This is a genomic window from Actinomadura chibensis NBRC 106107 (assembly GCF_001552135.1).
Classification (GTDB): Bacteria; Actinomycetota; Actinomycetes; order Streptosporangiales; family Streptosporangiaceae; genus Spirillospora; species Spirillospora chibensis.
Genome location: NZ_BCQP01000043.1, coordinates 40650 through 59204 on the forward strand (window position 1 = coordinate 40650; position 18555 = coordinate 59204).

12 protein-coding genes are annotated in these 18555 nt (G+C 67.4%); 4 read left to right on the forward strand and 8 right to left on the reverse strand.

All coding sequences use genetic code 11. The annotated features are described in order from the left end of the window. Window position 1 precedes the first annotated feature (1 nt). From ACH01S_RS24930 to hypE, 3 genes are read left to right on the forward strand one after another with little or no spacing between them, the layout of a single operon-like run. A complete protein-coding gene (locus tag ACH01S_RS24930; protein WP_067896292.1) occupies window positions 2-271 on the forward strand; it encodes a HypC/HybG/HupF family hydrogenase formation chaperone in 270 nt (89 codons plus the stop codon). Continuing rightward, window positions 268-1356 (forward strand): hydrogenase formation protein HypD, encoded by a 1089-nt coding sequence (hypD, locus tag ACH01S_RS24935; RefSeq protein ID WP_067896150.1) that lies wholly within the window; start codon window positions 268-270, stop codon window positions 1354-1356. Before ACH01S_RS24930 ends, hypD begins: the two co-directional genes overlap by 4 nt. Continuing rightward, window positions 1353-2399, forward strand: a complete 1047-nt coding sequence (gene hypE / locus ACH01S_RS24940; RefSeq protein WP_067896154.1) for a hydrogenase expression/formation protein HypE — start codon at window positions 1353-1355, stop codon at window positions 2397-2399. Before hypD ends, hypE begins: the two co-directional genes overlap by 4 nt. A gap of 34 nt (window positions 2400-2433) precedes the next feature. Here hypE and ACH01S_RS24945 read toward each other — a convergent pair whose 3' ends face one another. The 4 genes from ACH01S_RS24945 to zwf all read right to left on the reverse strand — a co-directional run bounded on the left by ACH01S_RS24945 (window position 2434) and on the right by zwf (window position 7007). Continuing rightward, complete coding sequence (locus ACH01S_RS24945) at window positions 2434-3003, reverse strand: dihydrofolate reductase family protein (protein ID WP_067896156.1); 570 nt, start codon at window positions 3001-3003, stop codon at window positions 2434-2436. Window positions 3004-3300: 297 nt separating this feature from the next. Beyond that, complete coding sequence (locus ACH01S_RS46160; protein WP_083981114.1) at window positions 3301-3576, reverse strand: MerR family transcriptional regulator; 276 nt, start codon at window positions 3574-3576, stop codon at window positions 3301-3303. Window positions 3577-4529: 953 nt separating this feature from the next. Next, entirely contained in the window at window positions 4530-4907 is a 378-nt protein-coding gene (locus ACH01S_RS24955; protein ID WP_218010390.1) for a YccF domain-containing protein, read from the reverse strand. Between the two features lie 267 nt (window positions 4908-5174). Then, window positions 5175-7007 (reverse strand): glucose-6-phosphate dehydrogenase, encoded by a 1833-nt coding sequence (gene zwf, locus ACH01S_RS44575; protein WP_187414053.1) that lies wholly within the window; start codon window positions 7005-7007, stop codon window positions 5175-5177. A gap of 375 nt (window positions 7008-7382) precedes the next feature. Here zwf and ACH01S_RS44585 point away from each other — a divergent pair, with 375 nt between their 5' ends. Then, the gene (locus ACH01S_RS44585; protein ID WP_067896172.1) at window positions 7383-9479 is read left to right on the forward strand and encodes a hypothetical protein; all 2097 of its coding nucleotides are present in this window, start codon (window positions 7383-7385) and stop codon (window positions 9477-9479) included. A gap of 731 nt (window positions 9480-10210) precedes the next feature. Here ACH01S_RS44585 and ACH01S_RS24975 read toward each other — a convergent pair. The 4 genes from ACH01S_RS24975 to ACH01S_RS24990 form a co-directional block, all read right to left on the reverse strand. Further along, a complete protein-coding gene (locus tag ACH01S_RS24975; RefSeq protein ID WP_067896177.1) occupies window positions 10211-12280 on the reverse strand; it encodes a hypothetical protein in 2070 nt (689 codons plus the stop codon). Between the two features lie 376 nt (window positions 12281-12656). Beyond that, window positions 12657-16715: an NACHT domain-containing protein gene (locus tag ACH01S_RS24980; protein WP_067896180.1), complete on the reverse strand. Its 4059-nt coding sequence runs from the start codon at window positions 16713-16715 to the stop codon at window positions 12657-12659. Continuing rightward, on the reverse strand, window positions 16702-17136 hold the full coding sequence (locus ACH01S_RS24985; RefSeq protein ID WP_067896183.1) for a DUF6375 family protein: 435 nt from the start codon (window positions 17134-17136) through the stop codon (window positions 16702-16704). The genes ACH01S_RS24980 and ACH01S_RS24985 overlap by 14 nt, the downstream gene beginning before the upstream one ends. After that, a complete protein-coding gene (locus ACH01S_RS24990) occupies window positions 17133-17999 on the reverse strand; it encodes a radical SAM protein (RefSeq protein WP_169809344.1) in 867 nt (288 codons plus the stop codon). Before ACH01S_RS24990 ends, ACH01S_RS24985 begins: the two co-directional genes overlap by 4 nt. Between the last annotated feature and the right edge of the window lie 556 nt (window positions 18000-18555).

Consider the following 18555-nt stretch of genomic DNA (forward strand, 5'->3'; position numbering starts at 1 on the left):
CATGTGCCTGGGCATTCCGGGACGGATCGTCGAGGCCGACGACTCCTACCCGCGCATGGGCGTGATCGACTTCGACGGCGTCCGCCGGGAGGTCTGCCTCGCCTACACGCCGGAGGCGGAGGTCGGGGACTTCGTCATCGTCCATGTCGGCTTCGCGATCAGCACGGTGGACGAGGAGGAGGCCGCCCGCACCCTGGCGGTGCTCAACGCCATCCCCGACGCGCTGAGCGCCGAGCTGGCCGGCGGCGACCCGTCCGGGAGGGCCGGATGAGATATCTCGACGAGTACCGGGACCCGGTGCTGGCCCGGCGGTTGCTCGCCGACGTCCACGCCGCCGCCACCCGGCCCTGGACGATCATGGAGGTGTGCGGCGGGCAGACGCACACCATCGTCCGGCAGGGCATCGACGAGCTGCTGCCCGCCGAGGTGCGCATGATCCACGGCCCCGGCTGCCCGGTCTGCGTCACCCCGCTGGAGACCCTGGACCGCGCCCTGGCGATCGCCGCCCGCCCCGAGGTGACCTTCACCAGCTTCGGCGACATGCTCCGCGTCCCGGGCACACGCGGCGACCTGCTCGGACTGCGGGCCAGGGGAGCGGACGTGCGCGTCGTCTACTCCCCGCTCGACGCCGTCGGCCTCGCGGCCGCCGACCCCGACCGGCAGGTGGTGTTCTTCGCGGTCGGGTTCGAGACCACCGCCCCGGCCAACGCGATGGCCGTGCTGCGCGCCCGCGACCTCGGCCTGGACAACTTCTCCATGCTCGTCAGCCATGTGCTGGTGCCGCCCGCGATCACCGCCGTCCTCGACGCGCCCGACAACCAGGTGCGGGCGTTCCTGGCCGCGGGCCACGTCTGCGCGGTGATGGGCTGGAGCGAGTACGAACCCATCGCCGCCCGCTACCGGGTGCCCATCGTGGTCACCGGGTTCGAGCCCCTCGACCTGCTCGAAGGGATCCTGATGGCCGTCCGGCAACTGGAGGACGGCCGCCACGAGGTCGAGAACCAGTACGCCCGCGCGGTGCGCCGCTCCGGCAACACCGCCGCCCAGGACGCGGTGCGCCGCGTGTTCCAGGTGACCACCCGGGCATGGCGCGGCATCGGCCCCATCACGGCGAGCGGCCTGTCGCTCGCCCCCGAGTTCGCGGACTTCGACGCCGAACGCCGCTTCGCCGTCGGCGGGCTCGACTCCGCCGAGAACGCCGACTGCATCGCCGGCGCGATCCTGCGGGGGACCAGCCTGCCCACCGACTGCGCCGCGTACGGCACGCGGTGCACGCCGCGCCACCCCCTGGGCGCGCCGATGGTGTCCAGCGAGGGCACCTGCGCCGCCTTCCACAACGCCGGGAGAACACGATGACCGATCCGACCGCCCTGAGCTGCCCCGCACCGGCGGCCGAGACCGAACGGGTCCTGCTCGGCCACGGCTCCGGCGGACGCCTGATGGCCGAGCTGCTGCACGACGTGATCGCGGCCGAGCTGGGCGCGGACCGCGTCACCGAGGACGCCGCGGTCGTCGACACCGGCACCGCCGAAGTGGTGACCAGCACCGACTCCTTCGTCGTCACGCCCCGGTTCTTCCCCGGCGGCGACATCGGCTCCCTGGCCGTGCACGGCACCGTCAACGACCTCGCCATGCGCGGCGCCCGGCCGGTCGCGCTGACCCTCGCCTACATCATCGAGGAGGGCCTGCCGCTGGCCGAGCTGCGCGCCGTCACCGCGTCGGCGGCGCGGGCGGCGGGCCTGGTCGGCGTCCCGATCGTCAGCGGGGACACCAAGGTGGTCCCGCGCGGCGCCGCGGACGGACTGTACGTCACCACCGCCGGGGTCGGCGTCCGCCGGCTGGACGCGGCGCCCTCCGCCGCCCGGGGCCGTCCCGGCGACGCCGTCCTGCTGTCGGGACCGATCGCGCTCCACGGCACCGCGATCCTCAGCGCCCGGGAGAGCCTTGGCTTCGAGGCCGAGATCGCCTCCGACAGCAGGCCGCTGCACGCGCTGGTGGCCGCCATGCTCGACGCGGGCGGACCGGACGTGCACACCCTTCGCGACCCCACCCGGGGCGGGCTCGCCAGCGCCCTCAACGAACTGGCCGAGAGCTCGTCGGTCGGCGTCGACATCGCCGAGGACGCCGTCCCCGTCCCGCGCCCCGCGGCCGCCGCCTGCGAGCTTCTCGGACTGGACCCGCTGCACGTCGCCAACGAAGGCTGCCTGGTCGCCTTCGTCGCACCGGCCGCGGCCGACGCCGTCCTGCGGGCGATGCGCGCCCGCCCCGAGGGCGCCGAGGCCCGCGCGATCGGCACCCTCACCGACGAGCACCCCGGCCGCGTCCACATGCGCACCCTGCTCGGCGGCGTCCGCGTCGTCGACATGCTCGTAGGCGAACAACTCCCCCGCATCTGCTGACCCCCTGAACCGCTGTGGCGTGGCCGGGCCTCCCTTACTTCACGACCCGGAACCGCAGGTGCGTGACCGCGTCGGAGGCGATCACCTGGGTGCGCTCCAGCTCGATGTGTCCGAGGTCGTCCAGCAGCCGGGTTCCGGCGCCCAGCATGACCGGCACCAGGTTGATCTGCATCTCGTCCAGCAGCCCGGCGCTCAGGAACTGCCGTCCCGTCTGGGCGCCCATCACGATCACGTCCTTGTCACCGGCCGCCTCCCGGGCGGCCTTGAGGGCGGTTTCGATACCGTCGGTGACGAAGGCGAACGAGGCGCTTTTCATGGCGAGTTCGTCGCGGGCCTGGTGGGTGAGCACGAAGGTAGGTGCCGGATAGGGGGTGTCCTGCCAGTGGGGCAGGCCGACGTCGAACGTGCGCCTGCCGACCACGACCGCGCCGACCGAAGCCGAGATCGCGGCAACGACCTCCCTGTCGCGCGGGTCGGGCCGGTCGGTGAACATCCACTCGTGCAGCCGCATGCCGCCCTTGCCCATGGGATGCTCCGCGCCGATGTCCGGTCCGGCGACGAAGCCGTCCAACGACATGCTCTTGTGCAGCACCACGACGCCCATCGAGACCTCCTGATCGTTGTCCTCAGGGACGTAGACCTCCTGGTCTCCGCGAACTCATCGGCGCGGATGGGGCGGACCTCGCAGGATCCTTCGCCCGGTAGGTCCGGTCACCGCCAGCCGCCGCGCGGGCCGCTGGCGGAGGGCAATGGTCTTCAGCTCGAAGCCCGTCGAGCACCTCGCCGCCGTCCTGGTCCCGCTCGGCACGGCCGCTCTGTCACAGCACCGGCTCAGGGCCTGCCGCGTCGCTCCGGGAGGTCCAACAGGACGCTGGTGCAAGCGTCGGTAGTCGCTGCGGGATCAGTCCCGTTCGGGGCCCTGGTCGATGCGCTTCTGCAGTTGGGCGTTGATGCGTTGGGCTTCGGTGAGCTGGTCCTGAAGGATGATGATGCGGCAGGCCGCCTCCAGCGCGGTGCCCTCATCGACCAGGTCGCGGGCGCGCTGGGCCAGGTGCAGCTGGTAGCGGGAGTAACGGCGGTGACCACCGGCCGAGCGTTGCGGGACGAACAGTTTGGCGGCGTCCAGGCTGCGCAGGAACCCCGGCGTGACCCCGAGAATCTCGGCGGCCCGGCCCATGCTGTAAGCCGGGTAGTCCTCATCGTCCAGCTTGTCGTCCAACCCGGTCTCCGGCTCGCTGCCTGTGTCGGTGTCAGCGTCGTCTGGTGCCGGTCCGGGCTGGGTGGGACCGTGCGCTGGGTCGGCGCCGGTCTGAATCGGGTGAGCTGCTCTCACAAAACCTTCCGTACTGTCTGTGGGGGGCGCGCGTTGGGCGTGTGCCGGATGTGTTCCGAAAAATGACGGGGCCCCGGCGCCAAAATGCAGCGCCGGGGCCATGAGGTACAACACCAACTATCCGGCGCTGTGGCCGGTCCTTGTCCGCACCGGGCGCGGAAGGCCCGGGATGCGGGGGATCGCGGATGCGTGACCGCGGAACCACTGTCGAACGTGTGGATCGCGGTACCCGCGCGGCGTGACTGGAGCCTGCGACGGGCGATCCCGGTGGTGCCGAGGCCCTCCTTCCGTGTTCCTCTTACCTGCGTTCTTTCCTTCACTACCTTCAACCTGCCGGCGGCCCGTTGGCCACCGGGTGCGCAGACCGGCGCCGGGGTCCTTGGTACTGCGTCGACCCCAGCACGCCCGGTCCGCGCGATCCATCTCACCGGGCAGTTCGTCCTCTGCCGCGTCTCATGGACTTGTTCCTCTACGATGACAGGAACTCTACCCCACTCCGCCGCGAATATCTACCCCGATCACCACAGGTTTTCGAAGATCGTCTGTTGCGGTTCGCTCGCCGGGGTGTCGGGGCCATGGCGGCAAGCCCGAAGCATGCCCTCCGGCCTCTGGTCGACCTGGACCGAAGAGTGTCTCTGCCCGCGCCCACCTGGAGGCGGCATCACCTGCCCCTGGCGGCTCCGGGGGGCGCTGACTGTCTCGTCTCGCTCAGGACCCGCGAGATCGCCGCCCGCCGCCCCACCCGAAGTCGCCCGTCAGCCGAGCGCCGACCGGTGAAGGACGCGCGCGAGGGTTGGTCAGAAGGACGTGCGGTCGCCGGTAGGGACGATCCGGTGGCCGAGCGGCATCAGCGAGATCGGGATCAGCTTGAAGTTGGCGATGCCGAACGGGATGCCGATGATCGAGATGCAGAGCAGCACCCCGGTGGTGAGGTGCCCGAGAGCCAGCCACCATCCGGCGACGATGATCCAGATGACGTTGCCCAGGACGGAGGCGGCGCCCGCGTCCCGTCTCGGCACGGTCGTCCGCCCGAACGGCCAGAGCGCGTATCCGGCGATCCGGAAGGACGCGATCCCGAACGGGATGGTGATGATGAGGATGCAGCAGATCACCCCGGCAAGCGCATATCCCAGGGCCATCCAGAATCCGGCCAGCACCAGCCACAGAACGTTCATCAGCGTTCGCACGGAGACCTCCTACAGCGTGCCACGCCACGATCGTAGTGGGACCGGCGCATCGGCCCTTCCGGCTTGTAAAGGAGTCGTGCCGACAAACGCGCTCCCTTGTGCCCATTCCCCCCATGTCGGGTCAACGGCACGACAAAAGCGTCCAAAAATGTCGGCGGCTTCTTCTGGCCTCGGTCACCGGTGACCATTGAGAATCGAACGCACGTCGGCATCGTCATTGCAGCACCCTCGGGCCCATATTCAGGCCCGTGCGCGTCAGTCGAAGGTGGTGGAGATTTCGTGCCAGCCACCGGGAACGAAGGTGGCGGCTTCGTCCGGCCCCCAGGTTCCTTTGGCGTAGGGGAGGGGCTGGGTGGGGAGGTCGAGGACGGGCTGGACGATGCGCCAGGATTCTTCGGCCAGGTCGAAGCGGACGAAGCGGCGGGGGTCGCCGGTCATCGCGTCGGTGAGGATGCGCTGGTAGGCCGCTTCCATCGGGCCCAGGACCTTGGTGAAGTCCACGCTGAGCGGGACTTGCCGGGTGCTGTCACGCCCGGGGACCTTGGCGAGCAGGTCGAATGTGACCCCCGCGTCAGGCTGGATGCGGAAACGGATCAGATTGGGCTCCGGGGCGCCGTCGAAAAAACCGATGGGCGGAGTGCGGAGTTGCGCGACCACTTCCAGGTCGGTGGTGCCCAGTGCCTTACCGGAGCGGATGTAGAACGGGACGTCGGCCCAGCGCCAGTTGTTGATGCGCAGGCGCAGCGCGGCGTAGGTCTCGGTGGTCGATCCCTCGCGGACGCCTTCGGTGGAGAGGTAGCCGTCGTACTGGCCGCGGATGACATCGCCGGGCGTGACGGCCTCGACGGCGCGCAGCACCCGCCATTTCTCGTCGATGAAGGCGCGTGCGTCGGTCGACGGCGGCGTGTCCATGGCCAGGAGCGCGAGGATCTGCAGAAGGTGGTTCTGGACGACATCGCGGATCGTGCCATTGGCGTCGTAGAACGAGCCACGGTCGGCGACGTCGAAGTCCTCGGCCATCGTGATCTGCACGTTGTCGACGTAGTGACGGTTCCAGATCGGCTCCAGGAGCATGTTCTCGAACCGGAACATCAGCAGGTCCTCGATCGGCTCCTTGCCGAGGAAGTGGTCGACGCGCCTCAGATGGTCCTCGTCGAAGAACTTCAGCAACTCGGCGTTCAACGCCCGCGCCGACTCCAGGTCCTTGCCGAACGGCTTCTCGACGACCATCCGCGCGTTCCTGTTCAGGCCGACCTTGGCCAGGCCCGCGGCGACCGTCGCGAACAGCGCGGGAGGAACCGCGAGATAGTGGGTGAGGAATCCCGCGTCGCCGACCTCGCCGCGGATAGCGTCGAAGGTGGCGCCGTCGCTGTAGTCGCCCGCGACCAGCCGGAGGTTTTCGGCGAACTTCTCGAACGCCGCGTCGTCCACCTTGTCGTGCTTGGCCTCGCAGGCCTCGCGGGCCCGGCTTCGCAGCCCGTCCAGGTCGAGGTCGGTCTTGGCGACCCCCACGATCGGCTCGTCCAGCACCCCGTCCGCCGTCAGCTGGTACAACGCCGGCAGCAGCATCTTGTACGCCAGATTCCCGGTGATCCCGAACAGCACCATCGCGTCGGCTCGCTCCATCGCAGGCCCCCTTCTCCTCGGCTGACAGCCTGCCGCCTCGGCCATCCGGAGAACAAGCGTCCCGCGGGTCGCATAGCGGTCGGGGCCAGAACGCGTCGCCTCGTCTCCATCGGTCCCCAAAAGGTCGCGAGCTCGGCGAGCCGATGCTTTCGTCCGGTCCCGGCGGCCGGTTGCCAGAGTGTGGACGGCGGTGGCGACGGAGATCTCCGGAGCGCCGAGCAGAGCGCGCAGGTCCATCTCGCGTCCGAGGCTGGGCAGCCAGACGAGGACGGGTGTGGTAGTACCGGTGGCCTCGGCGAGGTCGGCGTAGCCGCCGAGCTTGCGTGCGACGCGGGCGAGGGTTTCGGTGCCGGTGTCGTGTTCGAGGAAGAAGTCGAGCGCGCGGGCGTGCCGCCTGGGCCGGGTTCGGTCCAGCGGCCGAAGGCGTCCGGGCGGGCCAGGTCGCCCCAGTGCGCCGCGCAACGCTGCTCCGACCACCTCTGGTCCAGGGCCGTCCCGTCGGCGCGATGGCGGGCGTGCGTCGTGTAGGCGGATGAAGAAGTCGCCGGACAGGCGCGGGCCGCCACCATCGTCGCCGCGCCGCGAAGCGGCGAGTTCGGCTGGGGTCGGTTGCGGGAACTCCCTGGAGTTTGTGATCGCTGGAGTGAGGGTGAGTGGTTTGTAGGGGTGGCCAGATCGGTGATGCCGATGTGGTCGAAGAGGTGACGGCTGATCGGGATTGCTGACGCGGGCTGGCGGCAGCGGGCGGCGCAGGCGCGTAGGTTCCTCCGCGCGGGGCGGGCCCATGGGGCCGCCGAGCAGCCGAGCAGTTGAAGCCTCCCAAGGAGCGTCATCGCGATGACCGGACCGCATGTCGACCCCCAGTTCGGTGACGAGGAGTTGGGCGCCGCCGAACGACAACTGCTGCACGCCGCCGTCACCGGCACGCTGGTTGACCTGCGTACCGGCGATGTTCAGCGGGACGATCCCGCCCACGCGGCCGCCTGGGGGGCTGAGCGGACCGTGCGGGCCGGCGTGCTGATCGCTCTGCTCACCGGGCGACACACCACCGAGGGCGGCCGGATCCGGGCGGTGAAACTGCGTGGCGCCCTCATCACCGGCGAACTGGACCTGGAGGCGGTCGAGCTGGCCTGTCCGTTGCTGTTGGCCGACTGCCGTTTCGAGCAACCGGTTAACCTGTGCGGGGCCTCCGCGCCCGCGATCCGCCTGCCCGGCTGCCAGGTGCCCACGCTGGCCGCCGACCAGCTGTGCACCACCGGCGACCTCGTCCTCGATGGCCTCACCGCTGAGGGGGCCGTCACTCTGGGCGGTGCCCGTATCGGTGGGAGCCTGTCGTTGAAGGCGGCCCACTTGACCAATCCGGGCGGCCATGCGCTGCGGGCGGACGCGCTCACCGTCACCGAGAACATGTGGTGCCGGGACGGCTTCACCGCCACCGGCGAAATCCACATCCCCGGCACCCGCATCGGTGGCCGACTCTCCTTGGTCGGCGCGCGGTTGTCCAACCCGGGCGGGCATGCTCTGACCGCTGACGGCCTCACCGTCGAACACAATCTGGACGGCCGAGACGGATTCACGGTCCACGGGGAGGTTCACCTGCGCGGTGCCGCGATCGGCGGCACCCTGGACCTCACCCAGGCTCGGCTCAACGCCCCCGGCACCGATGCGCTGGCGGCCGCCAGGCTCACGGTCGGCCATGACATGTTCTGCCGTGACCTGTCCGTCAACGGCGAGATACGTCTGCCCGGCGCCCGCATCGGTGGCCGACTCGACCTGGGGCACGCGCACCTGACCAACCCGGGTGGCACCGCGCTGACCGCCGATCGACTCACCGTCGACGACGGCGTGCTGGGCGAGGGACTCACCACGGACGGGCAAGTACGCCTTCCCGGCGCGCGCGTCGGCGGGGTGCTGGTGCTGGCCGGCGCCCACCTGACCAACCCCGGCGGGCAGGCGCTGAACGCCGACGGTCTCGTCGCGGACGGGGACGTTCACGCCACCGACGGGTTCACCGCCGAGGGAGAAGTCCGGCTGGTCGGCGCCCGCGTCGGCGGCCTGCTCTCCTTCGAAGCCGCCACGCTGATCAACCCGGGCCGTTGGGCGCTGTACGCCTTCCGACTGTCGGCCGGTGGTGGCCTGCACTGCCGGGGAGGGTTCAGGGCAGAAGGAGAACTGCTGCTGGCCGGGGCCCGCATCGACGGCTACTTCGACCTGTCCGATTCCATCCTCACCAAGCCGGGCCGCCAGGCCCTGGATTTCGAGGGAGCCACCGCACTAGCCCTGGTGCTGTTGCCTCGCCACCGGCCCGAGGGTGGTGTGGACCTCACCAACGCCCACGTCGGGATCCTCGAAGATGACCCGACGACCTGGCCCGCCTCGGTCCATCTGCGCGGATTCACCTACGACAGTCTTGGCCTGCGCAGTGACAAGGCCGATGTCCGTACCCGGCTCGACTGGCTGGCCCGCGACCCCGACGGCTATGCGGCGCAGCTCTACGATCAGCTCGCCGCCGCCTACCGGCGTGCCGGAGAGGAGCAAGCGGCCCGCGATGTCGCGGTCGCCGCGCAGCGGCGACGCCGCGTAACGCTCAACCCGGCGGGCAAGGCGGTGAACTGGCTGCTGTTCCTGACCGTTGGCTACGGCTACCGCACCTGGCTGGCCGCCGTCTGGCTGCTCGGCCTGCTCGTACTCGGCACCTGGATCTTCAACGACGCCCACCCCCACGACCTGACACCCGTCGACGCCAACACTTCGGGATTCAACGCACTCGGTTACACCCTCGATGTCCTGTTGCCGATCGTGGACCTCGGCCAGCAGAGGGCCTGGCGGGCCCACGGTGCCGCCATGTACTGGTCCTGGGCGTTCATCACGGCCGGATGGGTGCTCACCACCGCCGTGGTCGCCGGCCTGACCGGCCTCCTCAAACGCCAATAGCCACCGCCGCAGCAACCACTCGGGCCAAAGTAAGCAGGCCAGGCACCCAGCAAACCGGACACTTTCTCGGTTCATCCAGGTGGGGGGTGGTGGGTTGCGTGGGACTCGAACCCACAACCTACGGATTAAAAGTCTGAAATTGTCGTGTCGAAACGGGTTTCACGGTGTCATTGTATGCCGAATTGTCCGCATCTCGCCCGATTTCCCTGCCGTCAAATGTTGCTGCATGCCGATTCGTTTCAGAACCGCCGAGCTGACAACGAGCCGCCATGGCTGTTGTTGATCGCGTGGCTTGTTCGACGGTGGCCTCGCCTGACCTGTACGGACGGAGTTTCGGTAGGTACAGGGTGCGCGCCCCGCAGGTTCCCGCAGCGCAGCCCGCGTCATGTAGATCGAGGTCTTCCTTGAGCACACCGCAGACCACCGGTTGTGCCCGCTGTCCACCGTGATCAACGATCACGGGCCCGGCCGCCACATCCCCGCGGCGGCCGGTCGGCACACCTTTATTGACCGCTGCGGCGAGGTGCAGCGTCCTTGTCGCGCAGGTCGGGGACCTCGTCGGCGGAGCTGTGTGGTTTGAAAGAGTTCGAGAGCGGCCAGATGCTGGTCGGTGCCCTGGGACGGGCTCGGGGTGGGCCCGTTCGTACTTCCATGGTTCGGTCGGGGGAGCTGCCGAGGTACTAACATGATGCTTGACCTGCGTGGACGTAGCCTTTCGGCATGCGCAAGGCTTACCGTTGGCGGTCGATGCACTGGGTGATCTCGTCGATGGCCGGGCCCCAGTGGTCCCAGACGTCCTGGATCAGACGCTGGCCGTCGATCGCCTTGCCGCTGAAGCGGTACGGCTCGTGCTTCTTGCGCAGATAGATCATCTGACCGTCCAGGCGCGCGATGCCGCGGGTCTGTAGGACTTGGACAGCGGCCTGGAAGTCGGTGCCCTTGAGGGCCTGACGTCCTCGCAGCTTGTGGATGAAGGTCCCGCGCTCGCCTCGGTGACCGTGCGCACGGGTGAGGTTCATGAACATATTTAGGAACCGGACCGCACGGTCATTGGCGTTGATCTTGTGAGGAAGTTCCAACGTCGCTCTGTAGCCGACCCAGGGATAGTGCAGCGTCGTGCCCTCGGGGACCCGCAGTTCGAAGGTCCCATTCCGCGGCTCCCTGGTGATCATGTGAGGAAGGTCGAGGCCGGGGTTCACCACCTCGATCGTCACCATGCCGTCGCTGCCGCCGTTATCGGCTGCCGGCCCCACGCGATGAGCGAACTCAACCGCCATCCCCTTGATGGTTAGGGTACTGCAGTGGAGGAAGACGTCGGGGCCGAGCACGACCGGGGTTCGGCGCGCGGGGATCTCCAGCGTTGCCGAGGTCGAGACAGTCAGGTTTTCCACCGGGCCATGCAGGTGCAAGACCTGCTCGGTCTCGGGGATCATTGTGAAGGTCTTCTCGTAGGGTGCGTCCGCCTTCTGGAGGCTCATGGTGACCTCGTAGTAGCCGTCGTCGGTTTCGATCGCGGTCACCGTCGCCAGGGCTCCGCTGAATTCACCGGCGGTGATCGAGGCGTGCAGGGCCGCAAACGCCCAGTCGTCGATCATCGGGTCATCCTGGAGGGCAACCAGGTCAAACAGCAGACTGGAGTTGTTGCCGATCTCGATCAGGCGCTGGCCATTGATGAGCGACCCGAGGAGCTGGGAGGCGGTGTAGGCGGCAAAAACCGTGCTGGCCCAGCGGCCCTCGTTGCGGAAGGGGTGGTCGGCCACGAACGAGCGGATCTTCTCCCGATATTCGCGGCGGATCTTGAGGTCGGTGATGTGCGCCAGGTCGGGTTCCGGCCCGTTCTCCAGGTCGTGACACAGCCACCGCAGCTGCTCGTCGGGAGGGTAGACCACGGCGGGGTCCAGGCCGATTTCGTCGGCCAGCTTGGCCATCTTGTCCTGATCCCGCTTCAGCAGATCCTCCAGGACGCGCTGCAGTTCGATAAGACGGTCAGTGCCCTGGCCCGTCGAGCCGAAGTTCTGCGCGAGCGCGTAATGGTTGTCCTCGCGCAGCAGCACCGCCGCCACCGCGTCAAGGACTGGGGGATAGCCTGCGAACGTCTCGGCGTCCTGGCCGGACACCGACCCGGCCACCGAGTCCAAGACCGCATCCCGGGCCGCCCGGTAGTAGGTGCCCTCCAGCGTGGTCGACCCCGACCGCCGACTCACCACGCCATCGACGTAGGCGCAGCGCTCCTGCGGTCCGAAGTGGGAAATCTCCAGCCAGGCGGTTTCAACATCCGCATCAGCCAGATCAAACCAGACCTCATCGAGGGTACGCTCCCGGCCGAACAGCACAAACCGGCAGCCGTGTTGATGTGCGGTCGCGATCGACTCCACGAAATCGGCCCAGGAGGTTCCCGACACCAGGGCCCGAGCCTCATCCAACGAGTCGATCAGGATCATCGGGCTAGATTGCTGCGCCAGCGTCCCCGGTACGTCTGCGGAACCGAGATACTGCCCAAGGACATAGAACAGCGACGTGCCACTGACGGCCTTGTCCTGCTCCAACTTCCACAGTGGTGCCCCCAGCCGGTACGACAGTTCCTCGGCCGTGCGGCTTTTGCCAGCCGCGCCGCGCGCGGAGACCAGGACCACCGGTGCCTCAAGCCCGCCGGGCCCCAGATACTCCTCCCGTAGCACCATGGTCGGAGGGACGAAGAGAGGCCCGCCATCGGCAACCTTGAATGCAGCCTGCGGGACGCCGGAGAAGCCCACCCTTCCCAGCGCCGTGACGAGCTTGGGGAACGAAAGCTGCGTGTCCACCGAGCAATTCCATCGGCTCACCCACCGGGAAGCAAGCACGTATCCATCCCCAAAACCGCACTACCGCCAGCGGTACCACGTCGACCCTGGTCAGTCGGGGCGGGTTGCGTGGGACTCGAACACGCAACCTACGGATCAAGAGCGCTTCCGACGTAGCAGCCCGACAGGTCCAATGCCGTGCTGCGCCGCTTTGTCCGCATCCACCCCGTTGCGGTGCAGCCCGATGTCGCAGCGTCCCGTTCCCGAAACCGCCGAGCCGACAACGAACCGACATGCTGTCGCCGCGGCCCATCCATGAACATGTATCGATCATCGGGACGGTACAGACGGCCCAGCCGAACTGGCCGAGCGATTGGGGCGGTGACTCGGTGGTCTCTCAACTAGCTGGCCTTGGGGGAAACCCGAGTGGTGGTTCGGGCTTATCGAGCACCCTGACTTCACGCCACATGTGCGCGAAGGTCTGATGCACGTCATGGATCCAGGAAGGCACCGAGCGCCAGTCGACGGTCACTTCGCGCTCGCCCCAGGCGACCTGCATGATCTGACGGTCTTCGGCGAAGTCGTCAACCAGGTCACGGCGGAGGAACAGCAGGTGTCCGCGCCACGGTTCTTCCGTGCGGAAGGTTGCTGAGGCGCATCTACCGTCGAAGCCGACGAGATCCAGGGTGCCGGGGAGCTGACGAAGTCGGAATCGGTCTGCGAACTCGAAGGACGCCACGTCGTAGGACCGCTCTAGGGCGGTCGGTGACTCTCCTTCGCCGGTCGCTAGTGTTACGGCCAACTGACCCAGCGCGATGCCCTCGCCTTGCTGGCGGTGACGCAACGTCGGACGCGAGTAGGCGTCATCTTCGTCGAAGTGCACCGCGAACCTTGGGCTCCAGGGCATCTCTCCTGCGAACACGCCCCGGATTGCCGGGAGTTCGGGGAAGAAATGATTACCGAGGTAGTCGAGCCCGCGGGCGAGGTCACGCGCGGGATCCACATCCGCCGGGTCCAGCAAGAGGGTGCGGAAGAATGCGAATACCGCTCGTCCCTCACGTCGATGCTGCAGAAACCCCTCGACCAGTAGCCAACCCCCAGTGACGCCGTGGATTTCTTCCGGCGACCACAGCTCCGCTGGCACGTTCACGGCACCGGTCCGGAGCCAAACCTCGTTGTCTATTGGGCTGGTGGGGGCCCACGCTGGAAGCTGGATGGTCGCCGCTGGTGGCTCAATAGGAAAGGTCGGGTCGATGTCGGGTTGCACGTGACGCCCGCCTCCGACGCACCACCGATCCCGGTTACGCCCTGCGTCTGCGAGACGGCCGACGAGTTCGTAGTAGGCGATCCAGCCGTATTTCTTGCCGTAGCGCTCCACCTTCGCGCGGGCACGCCCGAACCGGCTCGAGTCTTCGGCAATTGCCCGGTCGATGTCGCCTAGCAACGCAGTACGCCATCCCAGTTCCCAGACGCGGGCCATGACCTCGCCGCGGGCGCGACGGAAGTCAACGTGGTCGAAGTCGTAGTTTCCTCTGTCCTCGAATGCGGACCCGATCACGTAGTTCTCGAAGTCCATGCCGAAGGTGCTAACGCTTTCCTTGGCGTTCGGGTCGTCGTCGGCCATCACCGATGCAGGCGGTTTGGTCGCAAACGTCAGCACGAATGGATCGCACCTGCTGGGGACCGCACCCGGGTGCAAGGTTCCGGCGAGCTCGTAGGTCGCCCGTACGTAGCTGCGCAGCAGCTCATGGGAAGTTGGGGTTGACCCGCCGGTGAGGAAGTGGTCGTGTAGTTCGACGAGCCATCCGGCGAGCGCGCGCTCGAACGGCCCACCGGGATCTGGCATCTGGTGGGCACTGGCGGCACCGAATGCGGCTCCGACGACGCGTTCGACAACGTAGGGGTCGTCCACATCGAGCATCTGGGTAGCGAGATCGAACAGTAGTTTCGGCTCGGGGCGGCCGTAGCGCTGCAGTGCCTTCGTCGCTAGATCCCGCACGTCGTGATTGGTGGATGTCAGCAGCCACGCCATCGCGAGCGCGTCCAAATCGTCGCTGTCGTGGCGGTCCAGGGTTTCGCTCCAGCGCCTGGTCGCTTGTTGGATGTCGTCCACGATGTCGTCCTGGAGCGGGTTACCGGTGCGATGGCGGACCCATTCGGTCCATCTGCGGTCACGTTCCGGTAGCGGCACCAGGCGAAGGATCCGGTCGAGAAAGTTGGCGTTCAGCCGGTGCGCCGGGGATCTGCGGATCTCCCAGAGTCGGTCGAACGGATGTCGGCGCCCGTACCCGCGAGGCTCAGGGGGCCGCCAGTCCGTGGTGGTGAGCAACGTCGCGAGTTCATCGACCGTACCGTCATCGAGAAATCCAGACTCTGAGTTGAGTTCCTGCGCGAGCGCCCACGACCGATGCTGTTCCGGGGCGAGGCGCCAGAGATGGTGCGTGGTGAACCGGCGGGGCACCAGCCCGACGAGGTTGATGGCGACGTCCTCGCCAAGGGGGTGGCCGCCTTCGCCGAGGAGGGACTTCCACAAGGTCGGTTCCGCGAGTCGCTCCTCCGTCTCGGCACGGGTCATCTGCTCAAGGAACGCGTCGGCGATGAGATACCCGGCGAAGCGATCGAACAGGATTCCGGTCTGAGTGTCGTCACCTCCGTCGACCTCCTCGCGGAAGAGGACCCCTTCCTCTTCTAGACGCCGGAACAGGCTCTCGTCCCAGTTGCTCTCGTTCGCGTCGAGGACCGCCTTGGCCTCATCGGACGGGAGTCGGCGGACGCGGCGCGTCCACATCCGCATGGCTAGCGTGGCGAGGCGCCGCTTGATCTGGTCAGCGGGCACCGTCCTACGGGCGGGGTCTTGGGCAAGTCGCTGGGTCACGCCGTGGCGGTAGCGCTCGAACACGCCGACCAGGGAGGTTGGGAGTTTCTCGGCCCCCACCGGCTCCTTCCGATCGTGGTTTGCTGCTTCGCAGTACATGCGGAGGAACAGCGGGTTGCGGAACATCCTGATCGGTAGCCAGGTATCAGTAGTGTTGATCAGGTAGTCATTGAAGTAGGCCTGAACAAGGTCTCTGGCTTCGGACTGGTACCACTCGAGCTCCATGATCGTGGCCGTGTCCGGGACGACATGAGCTGCGAGTACCTCGCGGAGAGTGACGATCACCATCACGTTCGGGTAGTCGCCAAGTGCCGGTGCCAGCTCAGCGAGGAGCACACGCCACTGCGAAGGCCGCTCGGCTTCGTTCAGCCCATCGATGATTAGGGGAATCCGGAAGCCAGCACGGGCGCCAGCTGAGTTCAGCGCCTCCAAGAGGTCGTCGAAGCGCTCGACCCTCAGCCCAGCGATCCGTCGTGCCAGGTCATTGAGGTTTCCACCGGCTTGCAGGTGTCCGCCTTGGATAAATACCCCAGCTGTTGGCCGGTCAGCCGGAGCGGTCAACTGGGCGGCTAGATGCGTTTTGCCTTGCCCGGCAGCGGCGACGACTGCGATCAATGGGGCCTGGGCGTCCGTTTGCGTATCCCGCAGCCATTGGACGACGTCACGGATCTCCGCACCGAGCCCGGTAACGGCCAGAGACACCGGCAGGCGCCGTCTTCGTAGTTCGAGCACGAAGCGGCGAAGAGCGCGCGGTGATGTGGCGGGTGGCTGGAGGTCGGCGATACGCTCACGAACCTCGTTCGGCCGGAGGCTTCGTCCGGCATCGATGATCGCCCGCAGGTCGCGGACAAACCGGTCCAGGTCATCGGCGATTTCTTCGGCGTTGGCACGCACGTCGTCGCTGATGCCGGCGAGAGCGTCCCGGAGCGCGCCCGTTCGGAAGTTGATGCCCTCGGCGCGCTCATACAGCCAGCCGAACGATGCAGGACGCAGGAGAAGCCGGTCGATCCGATCTTCCACATGATGGGAGGTATGCAGCCGTGGCACCCACCGGGCCTCGACCGGTGCTACAGAACGCTTATGGGCCCTCGCAAGCGTGTCCGGGGCTAGGACGAGTTCCCCGAAGAAAGTGGAGCGGAGTTCGTCATACCCGGAGAGTTCAGCGTCGAAGTTCTCCGCAGCCCACAGTTTCGTGGAAATGCCCCGGGCGGGGCCAAGGCCATCGATCCACTCCTCGTCCTTTTTTGCCGGACGCTGAGGAAGGCATAGCACGAAGTCGGTCAGCCCGCCGACGTAATTGATCGCCTTATCGACAGAGTCCTCGATCTGTTTGCGTTGGCCCGCCGTAAACTCGTGATCTTTGGCGAGGATGAACCATTTGCACGACCAGCCCCATATTCGGCCCGGATCCCCGAGTGTTCCGGAGTGCTCGATCCGCAGGTAGAACTCGACACCGGGCTGATTGCGTCGTTCTCGGAGAGTGCCCAGCCCTCCGTAGCGGCGGGACACGATCGCCCGGGTGAGCACCTCGAAGTTCTTGTCGGCGGCGCCAGGAAGGCGCTCCAGATCAGTCAGATCCACCCTCGGCCTCTGCTGCCTGCCTCGGTCGTGGCGTTCCGTCCTCGTTCCAATCGTGGCGAGAGAACACCTCGACCCGCGCCCCAAGGTGGATGAGGACCTTCAAAAATCCCTGGACTTCAGACTCTTCGGTCCGAATGCGAACAGTTGATCCGTTGCGTTCGATCGAGTAGTCGTAGCCGTAAATGTCGACATCGGACCGCCCCATGTCGTAGAGCTCTAGCTTCATCAGCTCATCGGCGAGGGCGGTGGGCATGCGCTCGTCCTGGCGCCGCCAATCGTTGTCGGGCCACTCGGCCTCGCCTAGGGGCTTCAAAGCCTCCATCCGCTCCATCGCCGCCTCCGCACCGGCCACCGTCTCAAACGTCCCGATCAGAACCAGATCCATCGAGTGCTCCGAGCCGTAGCTGTGCCAGATCCTCATGCCGCCTCCCTCAGAGCTTGCACGGCGTCCAGGATGGAACCCTCGATCAGCGTTCCTTGTGGCGCATAGGCGTGGGGACGCAGGACGCCGGTAGCGTCAACGTGCATGTGCGCATCCAAAGCACGTTCACCTGGGATGACCTCGACGGCCGACACCGAGGTCTCAAGCCCGGAACGCGAGATCGCGAGCCGCACCCCGGGCCTGGCAGTGCGTATCCACCGAACAAGGCGCTCTGTATCGGCATCGGAGATACCAGGTGTGGCCGCGGTCGGCTGCTCGGGCAGCAGCAGGAGTTCGGATGCGCCGACGTCGACGGCGAACTCGGCGAGATCGTCAAGCACACCAATCGTGTCGGAGTTCACGACCGTGTTGATGCCGATCGGAGCGACTGAACGAAGCAGTGCGGCAGCGGAAACCACCGCTGTGAACGGCCGACCTCGGAGCCGCTCGTAGATGCCCCCGACCCCATCGACAGACAGGCGCGCGAAGTGCACGGACCCCCGCAGAGCATGGGCGAGGCCCGGGGTCAGCCGATGCCCGTGGGTGGTGAAGGTCACCGCCATCGACGTCGACTCCGCGACCCGAGCGCAGAGCTGGGCGAACCCGCGGTGAGCGGTCGGTTCGCCACCTCCGAAACCGACGCCCAGGCATCCAGCACCGTCCAGCTCCACCGCCCAGGCGACCACACGGTCCACGTCCAGCGCGGCAGCCTGCTTGGGCGCATAGCAGTAGGCGCAGCGAAGCTCGCAGGCATTCGTCAACGCTACCGAAACGTAACGGGGGGCACGGGAAACCTGCTCGGGGCGTACCTGCACGTCATCGAGCAAGACGTTCAACCCGGAAACCCGGTCGAACAGATGCACCCAGCTTTGGATAGACGGACCTTGCACATCATCGGCACCAGAATGCCACCGCTCAGGGACAGCACGCAGGGAGCGGCGCGAACTGAGCCGCCCGGTTGTCTGTGACGAGGTTCAAGGCTGTCGTGCATGAGTGGACGTAGCGGGTGGCGTTGGTGACGTCTGGCTTGGTTGAGGTGGTTTTGTCCCTTCTGAGGTGTTCCGGTGGAGCACACGATGGTCGGATGGGACGTGGCCGGGGTGCTGGTGGCGTGTGCCGCCGGTGTGGGCATGGAGATCCGGTTTCGGGCCGGGCGGTGGGCGGCAGATGCCCCCCGGCTGGCGATGGGGCGAGCCACGGAATCTGGTACCTGCGGCTGGAACTGAGCAGCGCTCCGGGCGGGATCCGTCGGCGAGTCCGGCGGGGCGGCTTCCTCACCCGGAAGGCGGCTGAGGGGCAGTTGCGGCGGCTGCGTGGGCCGACGGGCAGTCCCTTGACGGTGGCGGAGTGGCTGGGGCGGTGGTTGGCGAACCATCTGGGGGCGGCGTCGGCGGTGGCCGGTTACGCCGAACATGTGGA